This window comes from Planktothrix paucivesiculata PCC 9631 (assembly GCF_900009265.2).
GTDB lineage: Bacteria > Cyanobacteriota > Cyanobacteriia > Cyanobacteriales > Microcoleaceae > Planktothrix > Planktothrix paucivesiculata.
The window spans coordinates 622,923-640,481 of the sequence record NZ_LR735018.1 but is presented as its reverse complement, the minus strand read 5'-3'; the positions used below and the strand labels follow the sequence as shown (position 1 = coordinate 640,481).

12 protein-coding genes are annotated in these 17,559 nt (G+C 38.5%); 8 read left to right on the top strand and 4 right to left on the bottom strand.

The genetic code is table 11. From position 1 onward, the window contains the following. Positions 1–304 precede the first annotated feature (304 nt). The 7 genes from PL9631_RS16920 to PL9631_RS16890 all read left to right on the top strand — a co-directional run bounded on the left by PL9631_RS16920 (position 305) and on the right by PL9631_RS16890 (position 9,330). On the top strand, positions 305–3,769 hold the full coding sequence (locus tag PL9631_RS16920; protein ID WP_083622067.1) for a tetratricopeptide repeat protein: 3,465 nt from the start codon (positions 305–307) through the stop codon (positions 3,767–3,769). A 73-nt stretch (positions 3,770–3,842) separates the two neighbouring features. Continuing rightward, the gene (locus tag PL9631_RS16915; RefSeq protein ID WP_083622065.1) at positions 3,843–4,817 is read left to right on the top strand and encodes a methyltransferase domain-containing protein; all 975 of its coding nucleotides are present in this window, start codon (positions 3,843–3,845) and stop codon (positions 4,815–4,817) included. A 152-nt stretch (positions 4,818–4,969) separates the two neighbouring features. Continuing rightward, a complete protein-coding gene (gene rfbF, locus PL9631_RS16910) occupies positions 4,970–5,746 on the top strand; it encodes a glucose-1-phosphate cytidylyltransferase (protein ID WP_083622064.1) in 777 nt (258 codons plus the stop codon). After that, positions 5,746–6,744: a GDP-mannose 4,6-dehydratase gene (locus tag PL9631_RS16905; RefSeq protein WP_083622062.1), complete on the top strand. Its 999-nt coding sequence runs from the start codon at positions 5,746–5,748 to the stop codon at positions 6,742–6,744. The genes rfbF and PL9631_RS16905 overlap by 1 nt, the downstream gene beginning before the upstream one ends. 5 nt (positions 6,745–6,749) lie before the next feature. After that, the gene (rfbC, locus tag PL9631_RS16900) at positions 6,750–7,295 is read left to right on the top strand and encodes a dTDP-4-dehydrorhamnose 3,5-epimerase (protein WP_083622061.1); all 546 of its coding nucleotides are present in this window, start codon (positions 6,750–6,752) and stop codon (positions 7,293–7,295) included. 26 nt (positions 7,296–7,321) lie between these two features. Continuing rightward, positions 7,322–8,476: a class I SAM-dependent methyltransferase gene (locus tag PL9631_RS16895; RefSeq protein ID WP_083622059.1), complete on the top strand. Its 1,155-nt coding sequence runs from the start codon at positions 7,322–7,324 to the stop codon at positions 8,474–8,476. Beyond that, positions 8,473–9,330, top strand: a complete 858-nt coding sequence (locus PL9631_RS16890; RefSeq protein ID WP_083622058.1) for an SDR family oxidoreductase — start codon at positions 8,473–8,475, stop codon at positions 9,328–9,330. Before PL9631_RS16895 ends, PL9631_RS16890 begins: the two co-directional genes overlap by 4 nt. A gap of 47 nt (positions 9,331–9,377) precedes the next feature. On the opposite strand, the gene PL9631_RS16885 is transcribed toward PL9631_RS16890, so the two are convergent. Together PL9631_RS16885 and PL9631_RS16880 are read right to left on the bottom strand one after the other, a co-directional pair. Continuing rightward, complete coding sequence (locus tag PL9631_RS16885) at positions 9,378–11,804, bottom strand: tetratricopeptide repeat protein (RefSeq protein ID WP_083622056.1); 2,427 nt, start codon at positions 11,802–11,804, stop codon at positions 9,378–9,380. 87 nt (positions 11,805–11,891) lie between these two features. After that, positions 11,892–14,459 carry a tetratricopeptide repeat protein gene (locus tag PL9631_RS16880; RefSeq protein WP_083622055.1) on the bottom strand — a complete coding sequence of 856 codons (2,568 nt, stop codon included), beginning with the start codon at positions 14,457–14,459 and terminating at the stop codon, positions 11,892–11,894. Between the two features lie 55 nt (positions 14,460–14,514). On the opposite strand from PL9631_RS16880, the gene PL9631_RS16875 reads away from it, so the two are divergent. After that, positions 14,515–15,768, top strand: a complete 1,254-nt coding sequence (locus PL9631_RS16875) for a tetratricopeptide repeat protein (protein ID WP_083622053.1) — start codon at positions 14,515–14,517, stop codon at positions 15,766–15,768. Positions 15,769–15,954: 186 nt separating this feature from the next. Here PL9631_RS16875 and PL9631_RS16870 read toward each other — a convergent pair whose 3' ends face one another. Next, positions 15,955–16,635, bottom strand: a complete 681-nt coding sequence (locus tag PL9631_RS16870; RefSeq protein ID WP_083622052.1) for an ExbD/TolR family protein — start codon at positions 16,633–16,635, stop codon at positions 15,955–15,957. Between the two features lie 68 nt (positions 16,636–16,703). Then, complete coding sequence (locus PL9631_RS16865) at positions 16,704–17,522, bottom strand: MotA/TolQ/ExbB proton channel family protein (RefSeq protein WP_083622050.1); 819 nt, start codon at positions 17,520–17,522, stop codon at positions 16,704–16,706. Positions 17,523–17,559: the final 37 nt, after the last annotated feature.

The following is a 17,559-nucleotide window of genomic DNA, read 5'->3' as shown; positions in this document are numbered from 1 at the left end:
GCTCATAAAATTGGAAAATTTCCTTAATGTCAAGAAGTTTGGGAACAAAAGCAACTTTCCTGTATCATATAGGACAAGTTGTTTGTCAGGTTAAGTTATGCAAGGGGTCATTTTAGCAGAGGGGCTAGGGACTCATGGCCAATTTATTAAGAAAATTCCGGCTAATCTCCTCCCTACCGATGTTCATTGATTGCATCTTGAAGACCACAATTTACAATTCTGTGGGTTTTCCGAAGCAATTGAACGAAAAGATTATTAAACAGATCAGTTCATTAGTATTAATAAAATTCAGGAAAAATCAACAATGTTATCTAAATCCAGTAAGTTAAAAACAGCTACAGATTTACTAGAAGAAGCCAATCAATTTAAACAATCGGGTCAATTGCAAGCTGCTATTATTGCTTATCGTAGTGCAGCCCAATTAAGCCCTAATTTTCATTGGGTTTACGATAATTTAGGGGAAGCGTTAGCAGAAAATAATCAATTATTAGAGGCAATACAAGCGTTTGAGCGCGCTATTCAATTAGATAGTAATTCAGCTTGGTCACAATATAAATTAGCAGAAGTTTTATTGAAATTAGGTAATTTACCCGATGCAATTGATGCGTTAAATTGTGCAATTACTATTAATCCTAATGTAACTGAATTTTATAATAGTTTAGGGAAAGCTCTATTTAAACAAGGAGAATTAGAATCGGCTATTAGTTACTATAAGAAAGCTCTGGAACTTAATTCAGAAGACGCGATCGCTTATCAATATTTAGGAGAAGCATTAGCACAACAGGGTCAACTGGATGAAGCCATAGATTCTTGTCGAAAAGCAATTGATCTCAATCCCAATTTAGGAAATACTTATGAAATATTAGGTAAAGTATTAGTTCAGAAAGGTTTGTTTGAAGAAGCCTTAAATATATTGTTAGAAGCCATAGAATTTAATCCTAAATCATCAGAAATATATCATTCACTCGGAGATATTTATTCTCATTCTCAACAGTTTAATCAAGCTATTGATGCCTATTCCCAAGCAATTCAAATCAAACCCAATGCAGCGATATTTCATCACGGTTTAGGTAATGTTTTTGCTCAACTAAATCAATGGGACAATGCAGTTTCTGCTTATTCCCAAGCGATCGTATTAAATCCTGAATCAGCCGAATGTCATCAGAGTTTTGCGGAAGTTTTAGCTAAATTAGAAAGATGGGATGCTGCGATCGCTTCCTATACAAAATCTTTAGAATTCAACCCTAATTTAACCGATATTTATTCTCAGTTAGCAAATGCTTTAAAACACCGAGGAACCCCAGGTGATTTACAAAAAGCAAATCAATATTATCAAAAAACGATAGAACTCAATGGTGATGATCTTGAAGCCTATCAAAGTTTATTAAAATCCCAGCCAGATAACCTAGATTTATGTTGGAAATACGCTAATTTATTATGGAGTAAAAATCAGCGTGAACAAGCTCTAATTTATTATAAAAAAGTTAAAGATGCTCAACCCCAAGACTTTGAACTATTGCTAAAGTTGGGAGAAGCATTTGTCAGGATGAGTGAGTTTGAAGATGCGATCGCGATTTACCAAAAAGCCTTAGAAATTAACCCCAATTCATCAGATATTTACCATCGTTTAGGCGAACCTTTAGAAAAAATAGGGGAACTGGAAGCAGCCGCAAAAACCTATCAAAAAGCCATTGAGTTAAACCCGGACTTTTTTGGTTCCTATCACAATTTAGGGGATATTAGACAACGCCAAAAGAAATTTGAACCAGCGATTTTATCTTATAAAAAAGCTATTGAATTAAATCCTAGTTTTTACTGGTCTTATCATAATTTAGCTGATACTTTAGAAAAACAAGGTAATTCAGAAGAAGCGATCGCAACTTACCGCAAATGCTTAGAAATCAACCCCAATTTTGGTTGGTCACACTGTAACTTAGCAACCGCTTTAGCTAAACAAGGTAAAATAGAAGATTCTCTACACCATTATCGACGTGCGGCTGAACTTGAGCCCGCATTAGGAATTGATTTGAATGGTTTAAAAACGGCACTTTTAGAGCATATTTTAGTTGAAGATTATATGTATAAAATCTGGCGAGACAAGAACTTTCCCAGAGCATCAGATTTAAGAAAAATGGCAGAAACGATGGAATTATTCGGGTATAAACCCGTATTCAGCGTGATTATGCCTGTTTATAATACCCCAGAAGAATTTCTCAGGGAAGCCATAGAATCTGTGATCAATCAAATTTATCCCCACTGGGAATTTTGTATTGCTGATGATGCTTCTCCCTCTCCCCATGTCAAGAAAGTTTTAGAAGAATACCAAGCAAAAGATTCTCGAATTAAAGTCATTTATAGAACAGAAAATGGTCATATTTCTGCATCCTCTAACTCCGCCTTAGAATTAGCAACAGGGGAATTTATTACCTTATTGGATCATGATGATTTAATTACTCCCGATGGTTTATATGAAGTGGCTTTATTATTGAATCGGAATCCTGATTTAGATATGATTTATTCCGATGAAGATAAAATTAGTCCCAATGGTAACTTAATTAATCCTTACTTCAAACCAGAATGGTGTCCTGAATCCTTTTTATCTCGGATGTATACCTGCCATTTAGGAACATACCGACGGTCTATTATAGAAGAAATTGGGGGTTTTAGAATCGGATATGAAGGTGCTCAAGATTATGATTTAGTCTTGAGATTTACCGAAAAAACTCAAAAAATTGCCCATATTCCCAAAGTTTTATATCACTGGCGAATGCACTCGGGTTCCACCGCCGGAGGAAGCGAAGCTAAACCCTATGCTTATGAAGCGTCAGAAAAAGCGATTCAGGATGCGTTAGATAGACGAGAAGAAGCGGGAATAGTAAAAGGAGTTCCAGGGTTTTTAGGACATCATTTAGTCCGTTATGAAATTACAGATTATAAGAAGGTTAGCATCATTATTCCAACAAGAGATTTAGGGGAAGTATTAGACCGATGTTTAGAGTCTATTTTTACTCTAACAACCTATCCTAACTATGAAGTGATTGTCATTGACAATGGCAGTGTTCAAGACTATACATTTAAAGTGTTTTCTAAGTGGAGTGATCAAGAACCGTCACGGTTTAAAAGTTATCGTTTAGATATTCCCTTCAACTTCTCCACCATTAATAATTATGGAGTCAGCCAAGCAACGGGAGATTATCTACTATTCTTAAATAATGATACCGAAGTGCTCAATCCTGACTGGATGAATGCGATGGTAGAACAAGTTCAACGTCCTCAAATTGGTGCGGTAGGAGTATTATTATTATTCCCCGATAATACGATTCAACACGCCGGAGTTGTCATGGGACTAGGTGGTGTTGCTGGTCATGGATATTATGCCATGTCTTCTGATATCCCCGGATATTTTGGCAATGTTATTGGGTTTAATAATGTTTCTGCGGTTACAGGAGCTTGCTTGATGTGTCGGCGAGAAGTATTTGAAAAAATAGGGGGTTTTGATGAACAGTTGACGGTGGCTTATAATGATGTGGATTTGTGTTTAAAGATGCTAGATAAAGGCTATCGAAATTTGTACTTACCTCATGTTACACTTTATCATCATGAATCTAAAAGTCGAGGTTATGAAGATACACCGGAAAAGAAAGAACGTCTAAACCGAGAATCAAAAATTATTGAAGGACGTTGGCAAAAGTATATTGATAATGATCCTTGTTATAGTCCTCACTTGACAAGAGTTTGTCAGAATTTTAGTATTAAGGTTCAGGATTAAATACAGATATATAAATCCTTTAATTAATTCTGATTTCGTAGATTCGTGAAACTTAAATACAAGGAATGGGGATATGTTGGTAGAAGATGAAAACTTGATTTTGTCAGTAGATGAATCTTGGTCGGATGATCATGCAATCGGTTTAAGAGGGTGGATTACTTCAAAAAAGGGTGCTTTAGACAAAGTAGAAATTTCTGTGGGAGGTAATAGTGTTCCCATCACTTCTTGGCATCCCCGTCCAGATGTCGAAGCAGTATATCCCCTATATTACACAAAAAATTGTGGTTTTGTTGTTCACTTTCCTCGGATTGCGAAACATCAAGTTACGTTTAATGCTGAAGGTCAAGGTAAAACTTTTAATAAAACTGTTTTCTTTGATGGGTCATTACCTCCACAAGTTAATCGGGATTTATTTCCAGAGGGAGCGGGTTTATATGGTGATTTTACCAAGATAGTTAATGAAAATCATCTTAGAGTTTTGGAAATTGGTTCTCGGATTGTTTCGCCAGGAAGTGTGAGCCAAAGAGGTTTTTTCCAAGGTGCTAAATCTTATACGGGATTTGACTATTATTCTGATTCTAATACCGATGTTGTTGGGGATGCTCATAAACTGTCTCAATACTTTAATAATCAGCGATTTGATGGGATTTTTTCCTTATCTGTTTTAGAACATTTAGCGATGCCTTGGATTGTTGCTAGGGAAATTAGTAAGATTTTGGAAGTTGGAGGTTACACCTGTCACAACACCCACTTTACTTGGCCTCCTCACGAACTTCCCTGGGACTTTTGGCGGTTTTGTGATGCGGGCTTAAAGGCATTATTTTCCCCAGCTTTAGGGTTTGAAGTCATACAGGCTGCCTACGATGTTCCGATGCGTTTGCATTTTGATAAGTTGCAATCAGGTCAAGAAAGCTTTCCTACTTATCCTGTATTTGGAGGTGTCGTAATCCTCGCTAAAAAAGTTAGAGAAGTCAATTATGATAAATTTAGATGGGATGTAACGTTAGATGATGTTTTAGAAGCCAATAGTTATTACCCTAAGATATAATGTTTATTACGCTATTACTACTTGTTGCTTGCTAGAAACTCCTGATTATCAACCTAGATAAAAATTAGAAAACTTCAACAAAGTGGAAGAATTACGGGAACAAAAGCAATTTTCCTGTATCATATAAAGCAAGTTGTTAGTAGGATGAACTAATGCAAGTTGTCATTTTAGCAGGGGGGTTAGGAACTCGCCTCCGAGAAGAAACGGAATATCGTCCTAAACCATTAGTTGAAGTGGGAGGACGGCCGATTATTTGGCATATTATGAAACTCTATGCCCATTATGGTTTTTTAGACTTTATCGCTTGTTTGGGATATCGGGGAAATATGATCAAGGAATATTTCCTCAACTATGAAGCGATGAATAATGACTTTACCATCGGTTTAGGAGTTCCTAACCAAATTAGTTATCTGAATAATTACGATGAGCAGAATTTTCGGGTAACGTTAGCTAATACAGGAGTTGATACCCAGACCGGAGGACGAATTAAGCAGATCGAGAAGTACATCGAAGATGATCTATTTATGGTCACTTATGGAGATGGTCTGGCTGATGTCAATATTGGAGAATTACTCAGTTTTCATAAGGAACATGGGAAACTGGCAACCGTCACAACGGTACAACCGCCTTCTCGCTATGGAATTGTGGATATTGATGAACAAGAAGCTAGGGTTTTGAAGTTTGGGGAGAAGATTAAGGATAATAAATGGGTAAGTGCGGGTTATTTTGTCTTTAACCGCAAAGTATTTGATTATTTAGCGGGAGGGCATTGTATATTAGAACGGGAACCTTTAGAGCGTTTAACGGCGGAGGGTCAGTTAATGAGTTATCAGCATCATGGCTTTTTTTATGCGATGGATACCTTTAAAGAATACACTGAACTCAATAAAATGTGGGAAACTCAACAAGCTCCTTGGAAGGTATGGTAATGAGTCAATTTTGGCGCGATCGCTCTGTGTTTGTCACGGGTGGTACAGGGTTATTAGGAAGTTGGTTAGTAGCCGAGTTAGTGCAGCGAGGAGCTAGGGTAACGGGTTTAATCCGGGATGGTGTTCCCCAGTCTCGATTGTATACAGAAAACTGGCATCATCAAATTAATATTGTTCGGGGTTGTATTGAAGATTTACCGACCCTAGAACGAGCGATTAATGAGTATGAAGTCGATACCGTTTTTCACTTAGCGGCTCAAACGATTGTCGGAGTAGCTAACCGTGAACCCTTAGCCACCTTTGAAGCCAATATTAAAGGCACTTGGAACCTGTTAGAAGCCTGTCGCCGGATTGGGGGAGTGAGTCGAATTGTGGTGGCTTCTAGTGATAAAGCTTATGGCGATCAAGAAATTTTGCCCTACGATGAAACGACACCCTTGCAAGGGGAACACCCTTATGATGTGTCTAAAAGTTGTGCAGATTTGATTTGTCGCACTTATTATGTTAGTTATGGATTGCCAGTTTGTATTACTCGCTGCGGCAATTTTTATGGCGGTGGGGACTTGAATTTTAATCGCATTGTACCGGATACCATTCGTTCTGCTTTCCGCGATAAACCCGTTACTATCCGTAGTGATGGTAGTTATATCCGTGATTATTTTTATGTTAGGGATGGGGTATTAGCTTATCTGCATTTGGCGGAACAAATGGAAAGAAAAGAAATCTGGGGTGAGGCGTTCAATTTTAGTAATGAACTGCAAATTACCGTGTTAGAACTGGTGCATAAAATCCTAGCTTTGATGGATAAAAATAATTTACAGCCCTTGATTTTGGATCAAGCCAAGAATGAAATTAAGCATCAATATCTTTCCGCCGAAAAAGCAAGAAGTTTACTAAATTGGCATCCCCAATATACCTTTGATGAAGGACTAAAAGAAACTATCAAATGGTACAAAGATTTTATTTTAATGGGAAAGTTTGAGCTAATAAATCAATAAAAACTATGGAGATTAAACCTCTAAAGCTCGCAGGTACTTATCAAATTACCTTAGCTCCTAAGCAAGATGATCGAGGATACTTCATGCGAGCTTATGATCAAGAAATTTTTCGTGAACATGGCTTGGTCACAGATTGGCGACAAGAAAATCAATCCTTCTCAAAAAAAGGTGTGATTCGAGGTCTTCACTTCCAAAAACCACCTCATGCTGAAACCAAATTAGTCCGAGTCGTTTCAGGAAAAGTTTTAGACGTTTTTGTAGACCTCAGAAAAAACTCCGACACCTATGGCCAATGGGATGGGATTGAACTTTCTGAAGATAATCACAAAATTGTTTATATTCCTAAAGGCTTTGCTCATGGTTTTTGTGCTCTGACAGAAACAGCTTTAGTTCTTTACAAAGTTGATGAAGTGTATCATCCAGAATCAGAAGGAAGTCTGAGATGGAATGATGAAACTTTAGCAATAAAATGGCTGATTGATAATCCTTTGACTTCTCCAAAAGATTCTCAAGGAGAAAGTTTTAATGATTTTGTTTCACCTTTTGTTTAAAGCTCAAATTAATCCTCACAATAACTATGGAACTTAGAAATTGCCGTGTCTGTAAATTTCCTTTACCCGTACAACCGAGTATCAAATTAGAAAATATTCCTCGAGGCGGTCATGTATTACCGAAGTATGAGCAACTCGACTCCGATCTGGGTATTGATTTAGAAGTTTATCAATGTGAGAATTGCGGTTTAGTACAAATTACAGCCCAATCTTTAGTCTATGCAGATCAAGTGGGTTCATCTCATGCCAGTTCTCCTGGGATGCTATCTTACAGGAAGCAACAAGCCTATGATTTAGTTGATCGGTTTAATTTAAAAGGGAAAAATGTGCTTGAAGTTGGCTGTGGTGATGGTCATTTCATGGAACTCTTAGCAGAAGCAAGTGCAATTTCTTTTGGGATTGAACCCTCAGAGCGCTCAACCGAATTAGGCCGCCAGCAGGGGTTGAGAATTCAACAGGGATATATGGGGAAAAATGCCCAAATCGATGGGTATCCCTTTGATGCGTTTGTGACAATGCACGTTTTAGAACACGCCCCCGACCCCAATGATTTTTTGCAAGGTGTTTATGAAAATTTAACGCCAAATGGGGTTGGTTTGATTGAAGTTCCCAGTTTTGAACAAACTTTAGATCATCAAAGAGTTTATGATTTTATTACCGATCATTTATCTTATTTTTCTATCAAAACTCTGCGCTTTGTACTAGAAAAAAATGATTTTAAGGTACTTGATATTCAACGAGATTGGGGAGGAGAGCATCTTGTCGCAATTGTGCAGAAACAAGAGCGAGAAAATTTAGCTCATTTACGCCAAGGGGTTGATTCTCTAATCGCTGAAATCGCCAATTTTGTCAACGCTTATTCATCTCAAGGAAAGCGGGTTGCTATTTGGGGTGCAAGTACCAATGGTGTAACATTATTATCATTGGCACAGTTGGAAGGAATTGTTTATGTGGTTGATTCTTCACCCTATAAACAAAACCGTTTTACTCCCGTTTCTCATTTACCGATTGTGGAACCGAGTCGCTTAAAAACTGATCCAGTGGATGCAATTATGGTGATGGCAACTCGGTTTACGGATGAAATTGTCAATCAAATTAAAGCAGAAATTGGCTTTGATGGTACCATTGGGGTTTTAAAAGCGAATAGTTTAGAAGTTGTGCAAGCAGGGAACGAAAGATGAACATTTTAGTGATTGGTGCATCAGGTTTAGTGGGTTCGCATTTGTTGCAAACTTGTCAGCAACGGGGGTGGAACGTTATGGGAACTTCTCATAATGTGCCCCAACCGGGTTTAATTCCTTTAGAAATTACAGATGAGACAAGCGTAAAATCCTTGATCACTCAATCTCAACCCAAGGTTGTTTTTCTTCCCGCCTTTCTCTCAAATGTAGATTATTGTGAACAGAACCCAGAGGAAACTTATCAAATTAATGTGGTTGGTTGTTTGAATGTAGCTCAGGCGACACGAGAAGTGGGTGCGAAGTTCATCTTTTATTCATCGGATTATGTATTTAATGGGGAAAACGGCCCTTATCAAGAGATAGATGAACCCGATCCAATTTGTGTCTATGGGCGACAAAAGTTGGAAGTTGAGCATAAAATTTCTGAGTTATTAGATAATTATTTAATTTGTCGCATTGCTTGGGTTTATGGTCAAGAAAAGCAAGGAAAGAACTTTGTTCTTCGCTTGATTTCTACATTGAAAAACCATCAAACTATTCGGGTTCCGCAAGATCAAATCGGTTCTCCAACTTGGGCGAATGATATTGCTGAAGCCAGTTGTCGTTTGATAGAAGTGGAAGCAAAAGGACTATTTCATACAACCGGAAGTGATTGTATAAATCGATATCAATTTGCTGTCAAGATAGCTGAGATGTTTGGACTGGATGCAGATTTGATTATCCCTGTGAATACCTCTCAGTTAAACCAAGTTGCCCCCCGTCCGCTAAAGTGTGGTATGAGGTGCGATCGCCTTAACCAAATGCTTAACTGGAATTTACGAGGAGTTGTTGATGGTTTATCCCATATAAAATAGAAAAAAGAATGCTACAGAAGGGAATAGGAAACAGGGAGGAACACAGCTTAACAGTTATTTTCTATCTGTGCCTTGATAATTTTAACCAGTTCATCGTAGGCGATTTGCCAATCAAAATCATAATTCTGTAAATTAAGGGCCGCCATTTCTGGTGAAGTAGGTTGATCATTAATAGAATTTAAAGGAATATAAACAGGTAAATTTGCATTGTCGCGCGATAGCAATTGTTCATCAACCCAAGTGGCATAATGAACACGATTCGCATGAACTACGCCCCTTTTATTGGCAATCCATAACACAAATGTTGTTGAAGAACCGGGTGTAGATAAATATACATCAACTGCATGAGCCCAAACAATTTTTTCATAAGTTTTGGCTCCGATTAAGTTATAGATTTTAGTGCTGGGTGGAATTAAAGCCAGGATATCTGCTAAGACTGCTTGCTCTCTGGCAATCATGGATTCTGCATTAGGATCTTCTGTTTCCATTCGAGACCAACCATCAAATACTACTCCCAAATTAGGAAATTCTGAGTGAAGTTTTTTGATAATATTGGCACTTCCTTCTACTAAAGATAACCAAACTCGGCTATGAGTGCGAATTCCTATCCATACAAGGGGAAAATGTTGTTTTGCTTGTTCGATTTCTTGGATAAGAATTGGAGAACATTTTTGTAATGATGTCTCATACATCTTTTCCACTAGGTCTTCTTTTATAAACACATTAGTTGCCATAACCCCAAAATAGTTATGGGCGAGAATGGTTTTAAACAAACTCCAATCATCGAAAATATTGAGAACTTTATCAGTAAGTTCGTCAAAAATATTACCAACTTTAAAATAGTCATAACGTGCAGCTATCACTTTGTCTAACTTTTCTAATATTCCATTTTCATGTAAGTAGTGTAGTCCTGTTACCTCGTTCCATAAACTATGTCCAATATTAGGATTCAAACCGGATAGTGCAACGACTTTTTTCTTTTCATTCAATGAGATATACTTGCTTACCTCTAGCCAGCAACTGACAATATTCGCCTTCAGTCTATTAACAATAGGCTGAGGAGCGATATGAGGTGAAAGCATCACAATAAGCTCAATTCTAGGGAAATAAAGAAACATTTTTGCTCCCCAGTAATGACCTACGATTAAGTAAAATACTTCAGCCCCCACAAATCGATAACATAGCATCGGTGGAAATCCACCTGCATCATAAAATGATTGTTCTGAGCGAATAACTTTTCCACTAATCGGACAAACTGCATAAACATAACCCGTTTGAACAATGCTTTTTTGAAATTCATTCGGTGTGTTCAAAAAAGGTTGGGCTACATAGTTAAGTTTTTTAGCTTCTTTTTTGGCAAGCTGTATAGTCTCTTTTTGGCTAAAACTATTAATATAAATTTCTTCTAAAGCCCAGTTATCTTGATTAATTAAGTTCAAATTAGAAACTAAAAAACCTTCCTGATTTAGAAGATATTGATCTGCCTCTGTTAAATTCGACAGATGGATTACAGTATATTGGCTGTGATGATGAAAATAGGTATGGGCAACGGCAGGGTTAATATCCTCTGGATAGTATGAGTCTTCCTCATTGAGTAGACCCATACCATTCAAGCCTTTCCAAATATTATCGTAAATTCTATCTTCACCCATTGGGGAATTAGGGGCTTGCTGAAAACAGGTTACGGCTTCCTTAAAAAGACCTTGTTCAGCTAATAGTAATCCCAAACGATGATAATCTGTTAATCTATCGAACCCTTGGGAGAGGAAGGAATTCTCTAATTGGTATTGAGATAGTACATACTCCGAATTCAGTTCCCAAGCCCAACGATAGGCTGAGATTGCCTCCTCTATCTGATGATGTTTAACTAAGGTTTTGGCAAACTCCAACCAGACATTTGCTTCATTAGGTTGCATCTGAATGATTTTATGGTAAACAGGCAAGTAATCCGGGTTAAGTTGCCTAACACGTTGATAGCCTGCACTCACCTCTGCGAGATCAGATTTAATTCGCTGTTCTACAAGATCAGCAAGATCAAGATAAAGCCAATCTTCATTTGGGTTCAGTTGAATAGCTTGACGATAAACTGTGATAGCTTCATCCAATTGACCTAACTTGATTAAACCTTTTCCTAATAAAACATACGTTCCGTAATGCTCGGGGCTAATCTGAATTGCTTGACGATATGCAACGATAGCTTCTGTCCAGTTATTTTGCTGACTTAAAGCTTCTCCTAATTGATGATAACTCCACGAAAAATTGGGGTTAAGTTCTATAGCACGACGGAAAGCGATAACCGCTTCATCAACTAAACCCTTTTTTGTCAGAGCCTCTCCTAAGTAGTAATAAGGCCAAGAATCGTTGGGCATTAATGGAAGTGAAAGACGGAAAGCGGTGATCGCTTCTTCTAATTTTCCTTCGGCTAGGAACTCCTTACCTAGATTAAATTCAGTTACATTTTTTTGTGAATTCATATTAGTTGACGTAATTGGGTAGTTCAATAAGTTGCTAATGTTCTCTTGATTTTTTCCTGTTTAGTCTTTTTCTGTGAAAACAGATTATTACCTTTGTGGATTCAAGTCTTTTAAGAGTTTTATCACCTCATTGTAAATTCCGATCCAATCTAATTCATAGCTACGAGTAAAGGGATTAGGATCAACTCCATCAGTGATGTACTCTCGGGGAACAAATACTGGTGCAATGGCTTGTTCTGCTGTTTTCGATGAGTATGTCACTTTAACATCCTCATTATAAAACTCTTTATTTCCGTAAGTTACTCCCATTTTGTGACCAATCCAGACCACAAAAGTTAAGGAAGTCGCCAAGGGAGTAATATACAAATCTATCGCTTGACTCCATACCACAGTTTCATAAGTTGAACTCCCAATAACACTGTAAGTCTTGATATTAGGTGGGATCAAATTCTGGATTTGTTGCATCATTGAAATCTCGGACTCAATAATAGATTCAGCTTCGGAGTCTTCTCCCCTTCCGATCCGACACCATCCATCAAAGACTACTGCTAAGTTAGGATAATCGGAAGACAACTTTGTGATAATATTTGCAATTCCTGCTACTTGAGATAACCAGGCTCTTTTAGATCTAATTGTGATCAAAATCAAAGGCAAATGCTGTTTAGCTTCCTGCAAGTTTTGCAAACAATTAACAGAGGATTTTGCCAGAGATGCTTTATAAATTATGTCAGCCAGACTTTGGGTTACAAAGAAGTCAATTAACCGCACAGCAAAATAATTATGATCTAAAATATATTTAAAAATCTCCCAGTAATCATCGATTCTGATAATTTTATCAGGGTCTATGGTGGGGAAAAGATGACAGATATCAAAAAATTCATAAGGAGCAACAATAAACCTATGTACTTTCTCTAAAAGCCCATTTTCCGAAAAATGATGTAGTCCTCCGAGGTCATTCATAATATAATGACCTAAATTTTTACTGCCTTGAAGGGCGATGACTTCTTTTTGGTCAATTGCTAGATAGGATTTGACTTTTTGCCAACAACTTACTAAATGGGTTTTCAATAAATTCACTCTTGATCCAAAACCATCTAAATGAGGGTAAGAATATAATTGTACGATCAACTCTCGATTAGGAAAGTAGAGACAACAGCGACTTCCAAACCAATCTCCAATCAATAAGTAAAACACTTCTGTGCCGATAAACCGATAAAAAGTCCATACAAACTCAACAACAAAGGATTGATTAGATCTAAGAATTTTTCCACTGAAAGGACAGATACAATAAACATATCCGGTTTCAACGATACTAGACTGTAAGTTCATACCTTGCTTCCATTCTAGTAAATTAGGATCTAAGTTTCTGGAAACTTTTTCGGTCAGTCTTTTTTGTTCCTCGGTTTGAAAACTATTAATATATAGTTCTTCTAAAACTATTTTATCTTGCCTAATTAACTCAATATTTGCTAAGGATAACCCTTCTTTTTTCAGATTGAGTTTTTCTGTGTCACCCAGGGTTGCTAATGAAATAATATTGAACTGGCTAGTCTGGCTAAAGTGGTTATATACTGAATTTGGATCAATATTCGTTGGATAGTTAAAAAATTTTTCATCAAAAGGGGTGAGATGATTTAATCCTTTCCAGATTTTGTCGTAAGTTTTTTCTGGACTAGGCTGACTCTGTGGTACTTCTTGGAAACAGTCAACGGCTTCGTTAATGCGACCTTTTTTGGCTAAAATCAGACCTAATTGATGGGAAATACTGGTGGCTTCATTGATATTTCCCAGTTGGATTAGAGATTCTCTTAAATGATAGTAGGTATCATAATGATTGGGGTTTATTTCTAGGACTCTACGATAATAGCTAATTGCCTCATCCCACCAACTCATTTTTTCTAACTGTTGCCCTAACTGCTGGTAATATTCTGCACAAGGAGAGAGTTCTACCAGTCGGCGGTAAGCAGCGATCGCATCTTCTAAACGATTTTGTTCGACTAAAATATTAGCTAACTGTAACCAGATATCAGTGTTCTCTGGTTGAATCTCTAAAAATCTATAATAAGATTGTACATCCTCTGGATTGACTTCAATGACCTGTTTGTCACTCTCAACTATCACATCTGAATCTGATTGTTTTGTTTGAATTTGATGCAGTTGCCAGTGGGTTTGTTCTAATTCAGCTAAAACTTCATCAAACTGAGATTGCAACCGTTCTAATTCCTCTCGTGTGTTATGAAGTTCGGCTTGAACTTCTGCCAAATCTTGGTTACTTTCTTCGGCTTTAGACAAACTAAGATCAGCTAATGGAATTCTTTTAAAATCTTCAAAAACAGCTTTAATCAAAATCTGCCCTGATTCTATACTGATGTTCTCTAAGGCAAGATCAATACTAAAACCACACTTTTGTTCACCTGTAACGGTTTTATGAGTTTGATCGACAAGAGAACGATTAATATTTAAAGGAGCTTCCCCGACTAATTGACTATCTTGAACTACCTCGATACCAACTACAGGTGATTCTATGCCAATCACCCAACCTGATAACTTTAAATGTTTTTCTATTACTTCTGGAACTGGATCAAATTCAAATCTACAAAACTGTTCAGATCCTTCTATATTCTTATTAAGATTAACTTTTGTTAGGAAATTCATAAAACCAAGGTATATTTTAGATACAGAAGTAAAGTTAAAGTAAAACTAGATTACCATGAACAGCGTATTGATTAACAAAGATCACATCTCGACAAACCATTTTGAACAAGGGAACAAACTAAAGCAACTTAACCAACTTCAAGAAGCGGTTACTGCATACCGCCAAGCCATAACCGAAAAGCCTAACTTCTCCTTGTATCACCACAACTTGGGGGACACCCTAACTCAACTGGGTCAGGTGGAGGAAGCGATCGCCAGCTATCAAAAAGCCTGCGAACTCAACCCCAATTCCGCTTGGTCTTACTATAACCTGGGGGATCTCCTAGAGCAACAGGGTAGAATCCCCGAGGCAACGGAGGCTTATCGTCGGGCGGTGGAACTGAATCCTGATTTTTATGAGTTTCAGCAGAGTCTCGGAAAACTGCTCTGCCAACAGGGACAGTTTGCTGAAGCCATTAGTTCCCTGGAAAAAGCAATTGAACTCGAACCCGATGCCACTGCCTGTTATCAATATCTGTGGGATGCCTTTGCCCAACAGGGACAGGGACGCGAAGGCATAGCCTATTTACACAAAGCGGTGACGGCAACTCCCCATAATGGAGAACTCCATCAACAGTTGGCCGAAGCGTTAAAGGCAAATAATCAAATTCAGGAAGCGATCGCCTCTTACCAAAATGTCATTCAAATTAACCCTAAATCCGCTTGGAGTTATTATCAATTAGGGATGATTTTTCGAGATCAAGGTGAATATCAAGAAGCGATCGCCTACTACCGCAAAGCCACGGAATATGACCCCAAATCCGCTATTTATTATCATTTCCTAGGACATACCCTATCCCTGGTTCATGACTGGGAAAATGCGATCGCAGCTTACAAGAAAGCCTTAGATCTCGCACCAACTTCAGCGATTATTTATCAACACTTAGGGGATGCTCTCTCCACCCTCGGGCGTTGGGAACAGGCGGCCACGGCTTACCGGAAATCCGTAGATTTAGAACCCCATTCCCTAGAAGCTCAAGATCACCTAGGGTTTGCCCTGGCTCAACTCCAACGCTGGGATGATGCGATTTTGGCCTATCGTCGGGCTTTAGAGGTGAGCTTATCTGATGTGGTATATGGACATTTAGGGGATGCCCTGGAACAGCGTTCCCATGTTCAACCCATAGAAAGAGATGCCCATACTGATCTCGAAGATGCGGTGAGTTATTACCGTAAAGCCCTGGAATTAAATCCTAACCAAGAGGCTATTTCCCAGCAGTTAAATCGGGCTTTAGCTAAACTTAATCAGGCTTTTAAATTCAGGAATTAGAGAGTAAATTATTGAGAATTTAAAATTATAGCAGTTAGCTCTGGTATGCTGACAACGGTAAAGTCTAATTTAACCACAAAGACACAAAGACACAAAGAAGTTGTTAACAATAACCTGCTGATTGCTATAAAAATTAATTCTCAATTTGGTTTGCTTAGGAGGATTCAAACAAACCCAGTTTCCCCATCAAAAGCTTCTCTGTCCTTGACCATCGGAGGGAATATTATTGCCAGAAGGAGGAATTTGAGGGGAAAAGGGATTCGTATTGCTCGGCTGGGGAACGGTCGGAGTTAAGACCGGACTATCCTGATCTGGAAGATTGTTCGGTAAAGTCGGAGGTAAGGGAGAAATCGGAGGCAGTACACCCCCTGAGTTGGGTGCTGTAGGAGCAAAAGGTGGGGTGAGATTACCCGGGGGCGTTACCGTAGGATTTAAGGGATTTGTTGGGGGTTTGATTTCCTGAGAACTGGGTAATGTGGCCAGGGCGACCCGTTCTCCACCGATTGCCCGCAAACGGTCTAAAACCCGAACCACATCATTATAACGGGCTTCTTTGGGGGCATAGAGTACGATTAATCCATTGGGATTCCAACGTCGAAATCGGAGTAAAGATCGGTCTAATTGATCTTGATTAACAGGTTGTTGTTCAATATAGGTTTGTCCGGCGGTATCAATTCCCACAATTAACATTTTTTGCATTTGGGTTTCCCCCGTACTCGCCTTGGGTAAATCCACATTAATCGCCTGTTGACGAGTTAATTGTAGAGACGCCAAAATAAAGAACGTGAGAATACAAAACACCACGTCAATTAACGGAATTAATTCTATTCTTGCGTCGTCTTCGGTCGAATCTGTCCTAATTTTCATAAAAATTTGAGGATTAATGTCAAGCCAGTTTTTTAGAAGAAAATAGTAACCTTAGTCTTTGAAACCCTTTATTTTTCCTCTTTGGTTTCCTCCTCCAAAGACTCGGATTTTTTGATGGGTTTAGGCTTTTTTTCCGGTTCAGGATTGGAATGATTATTGTCTTCTTCAACTAGGGGAAATTTCAACAGGGGTTCATTGATTTCCTCGGGTTCTTCTGCTGTTTCTTCCTCCTCAGTTTCGGGAATTTGTAACTGAGATTTTGCATAGGGCCAATTCTGACGATACATCAATTCTAATTCGTTTCCGGCTTTCCGAAATATTTTGACCTGCCCAAACATTAAACCCTGAAAAAAACGATAAAATGCTAAACTAATAATCGCGACAATCAGTCCTGTTGCGGTTGTAATTAAGGCTTCTGCAATCCCCAATGTCACATCCGCAGATGATGAAGTTCCAATATCACCCAAACGAATAGAACCCAGGGAGTTAATTAACCCTAACACCGTTCCCAAGAGTCCCAACAGAGGAGCCATGGCAATCACCGCCTCGAGAATTTTATCTCCCCGACGCATCAAGGCCAATTCTTCATCCGCCGCCGCTTCTAGGGCCAAACGAAACAGTTCGGGGTCGGGAGACTGTAGCCGCAGGGGGGCATAGAGAAACCGTCCCATGGGGAGATTACTAGATTGTTTAGCAATTTGATGGGCTTTCCCCCATTGTCCCCGTCGGGCTGAGTCAATGACTCGGTTCACGATTTGTTTTTCTTTGGTTAGGGTCGTCGTCCAAAACCAAATCCGTTCTAAAATCACACTCATCGATAAAATGGACAAGGCCAGCAGCGGCCACATTGCTGGCCCACCCTTGGCAAAAATCTCTTGAATATTCATCGAACTCGCACAACCTCCTAAAAACTTCACCCCTACA

Bases quoted from the DNA above. Each gene is read 5' to 3' on its own strand.
- PL9631_RS16915 (WP_083622065.1), top strand. From the start codon at position 3,843: ATGTTGGTAGAAGATGAAAACTTGATTTTGTCAGTAGATGAATCTTGG.
- PL9631_RS16865 (WP_083622050.1), bottom strand. From the start codon at position 17,522: ATGAATATTCAAGAGATTTTTGCCAAGGGTGGGCCAGCAATGTGGCCG.
- PL9631_RS16870 (WP_083622052.1), bottom strand. From the start codon at position 16,635: ATGAAAATTAGGACAGATTCGACCGAAGACGACGCAAGAATAGAATTA.
- PL9631_RS16905 (WP_083622062.1), top strand. From the start codon at position 5,746: ATGAGTCAATTTTGGCGCGATCGCTCTGTGTTTGTCACGGGTGGTACA.
- PL9631_RS16885 (WP_083622056.1), bottom strand. From the start codon at position 11,804: ATGAATTCACAAAAAAATGTAACTGAATTTAATCTAGGTAAGGAGTTC.
- PL9631_RS16895 (WP_083622059.1), top strand. From the start codon at position 7,322: ATGGAACTTAGAAATTGCCGTGTCTGTAAATTTCCTTTACCCGTACAA.
- rfbC (WP_083622061.1), top strand. From the start codon at position 6,750: ATGGAGATTAAACCTCTAAAGCTCGCAGGTACTTATCAAATTACCTTA.
- PL9631_RS16890 (WP_083622058.1), top strand. From the start codon at position 8,473: ATGAACATTTTAGTGATTGGTGCATCAGGTTTAGTGGGTTCGCATTTG.
- PL9631_RS16875 (WP_083622053.1), top strand. From the start codon at position 14,515: ATGAACAGCGTATTGATTAACAAAGATCACATCTCGACAAACCATTTT.
- PL9631_RS16920 (WP_083622067.1), top strand. From the start codon at position 305: ATGTTATCTAAATCCAGTAAGTTAAAAACAGCTACAGATTTACTAGAA.
- PL9631_RS16880 (WP_083622055.1), bottom strand. From the start codon at position 14,459: ATGAATTTCCTAACAAAAGTTAATCTTAATAAGAATATAGAAGGATCT.
- rfbF (WP_083622064.1), top strand. From the start codon at position 4,970: ATGCAAGTTGTCATTTTAGCAGGGGGGTTAGGAACTCGCCTCCGAGAA.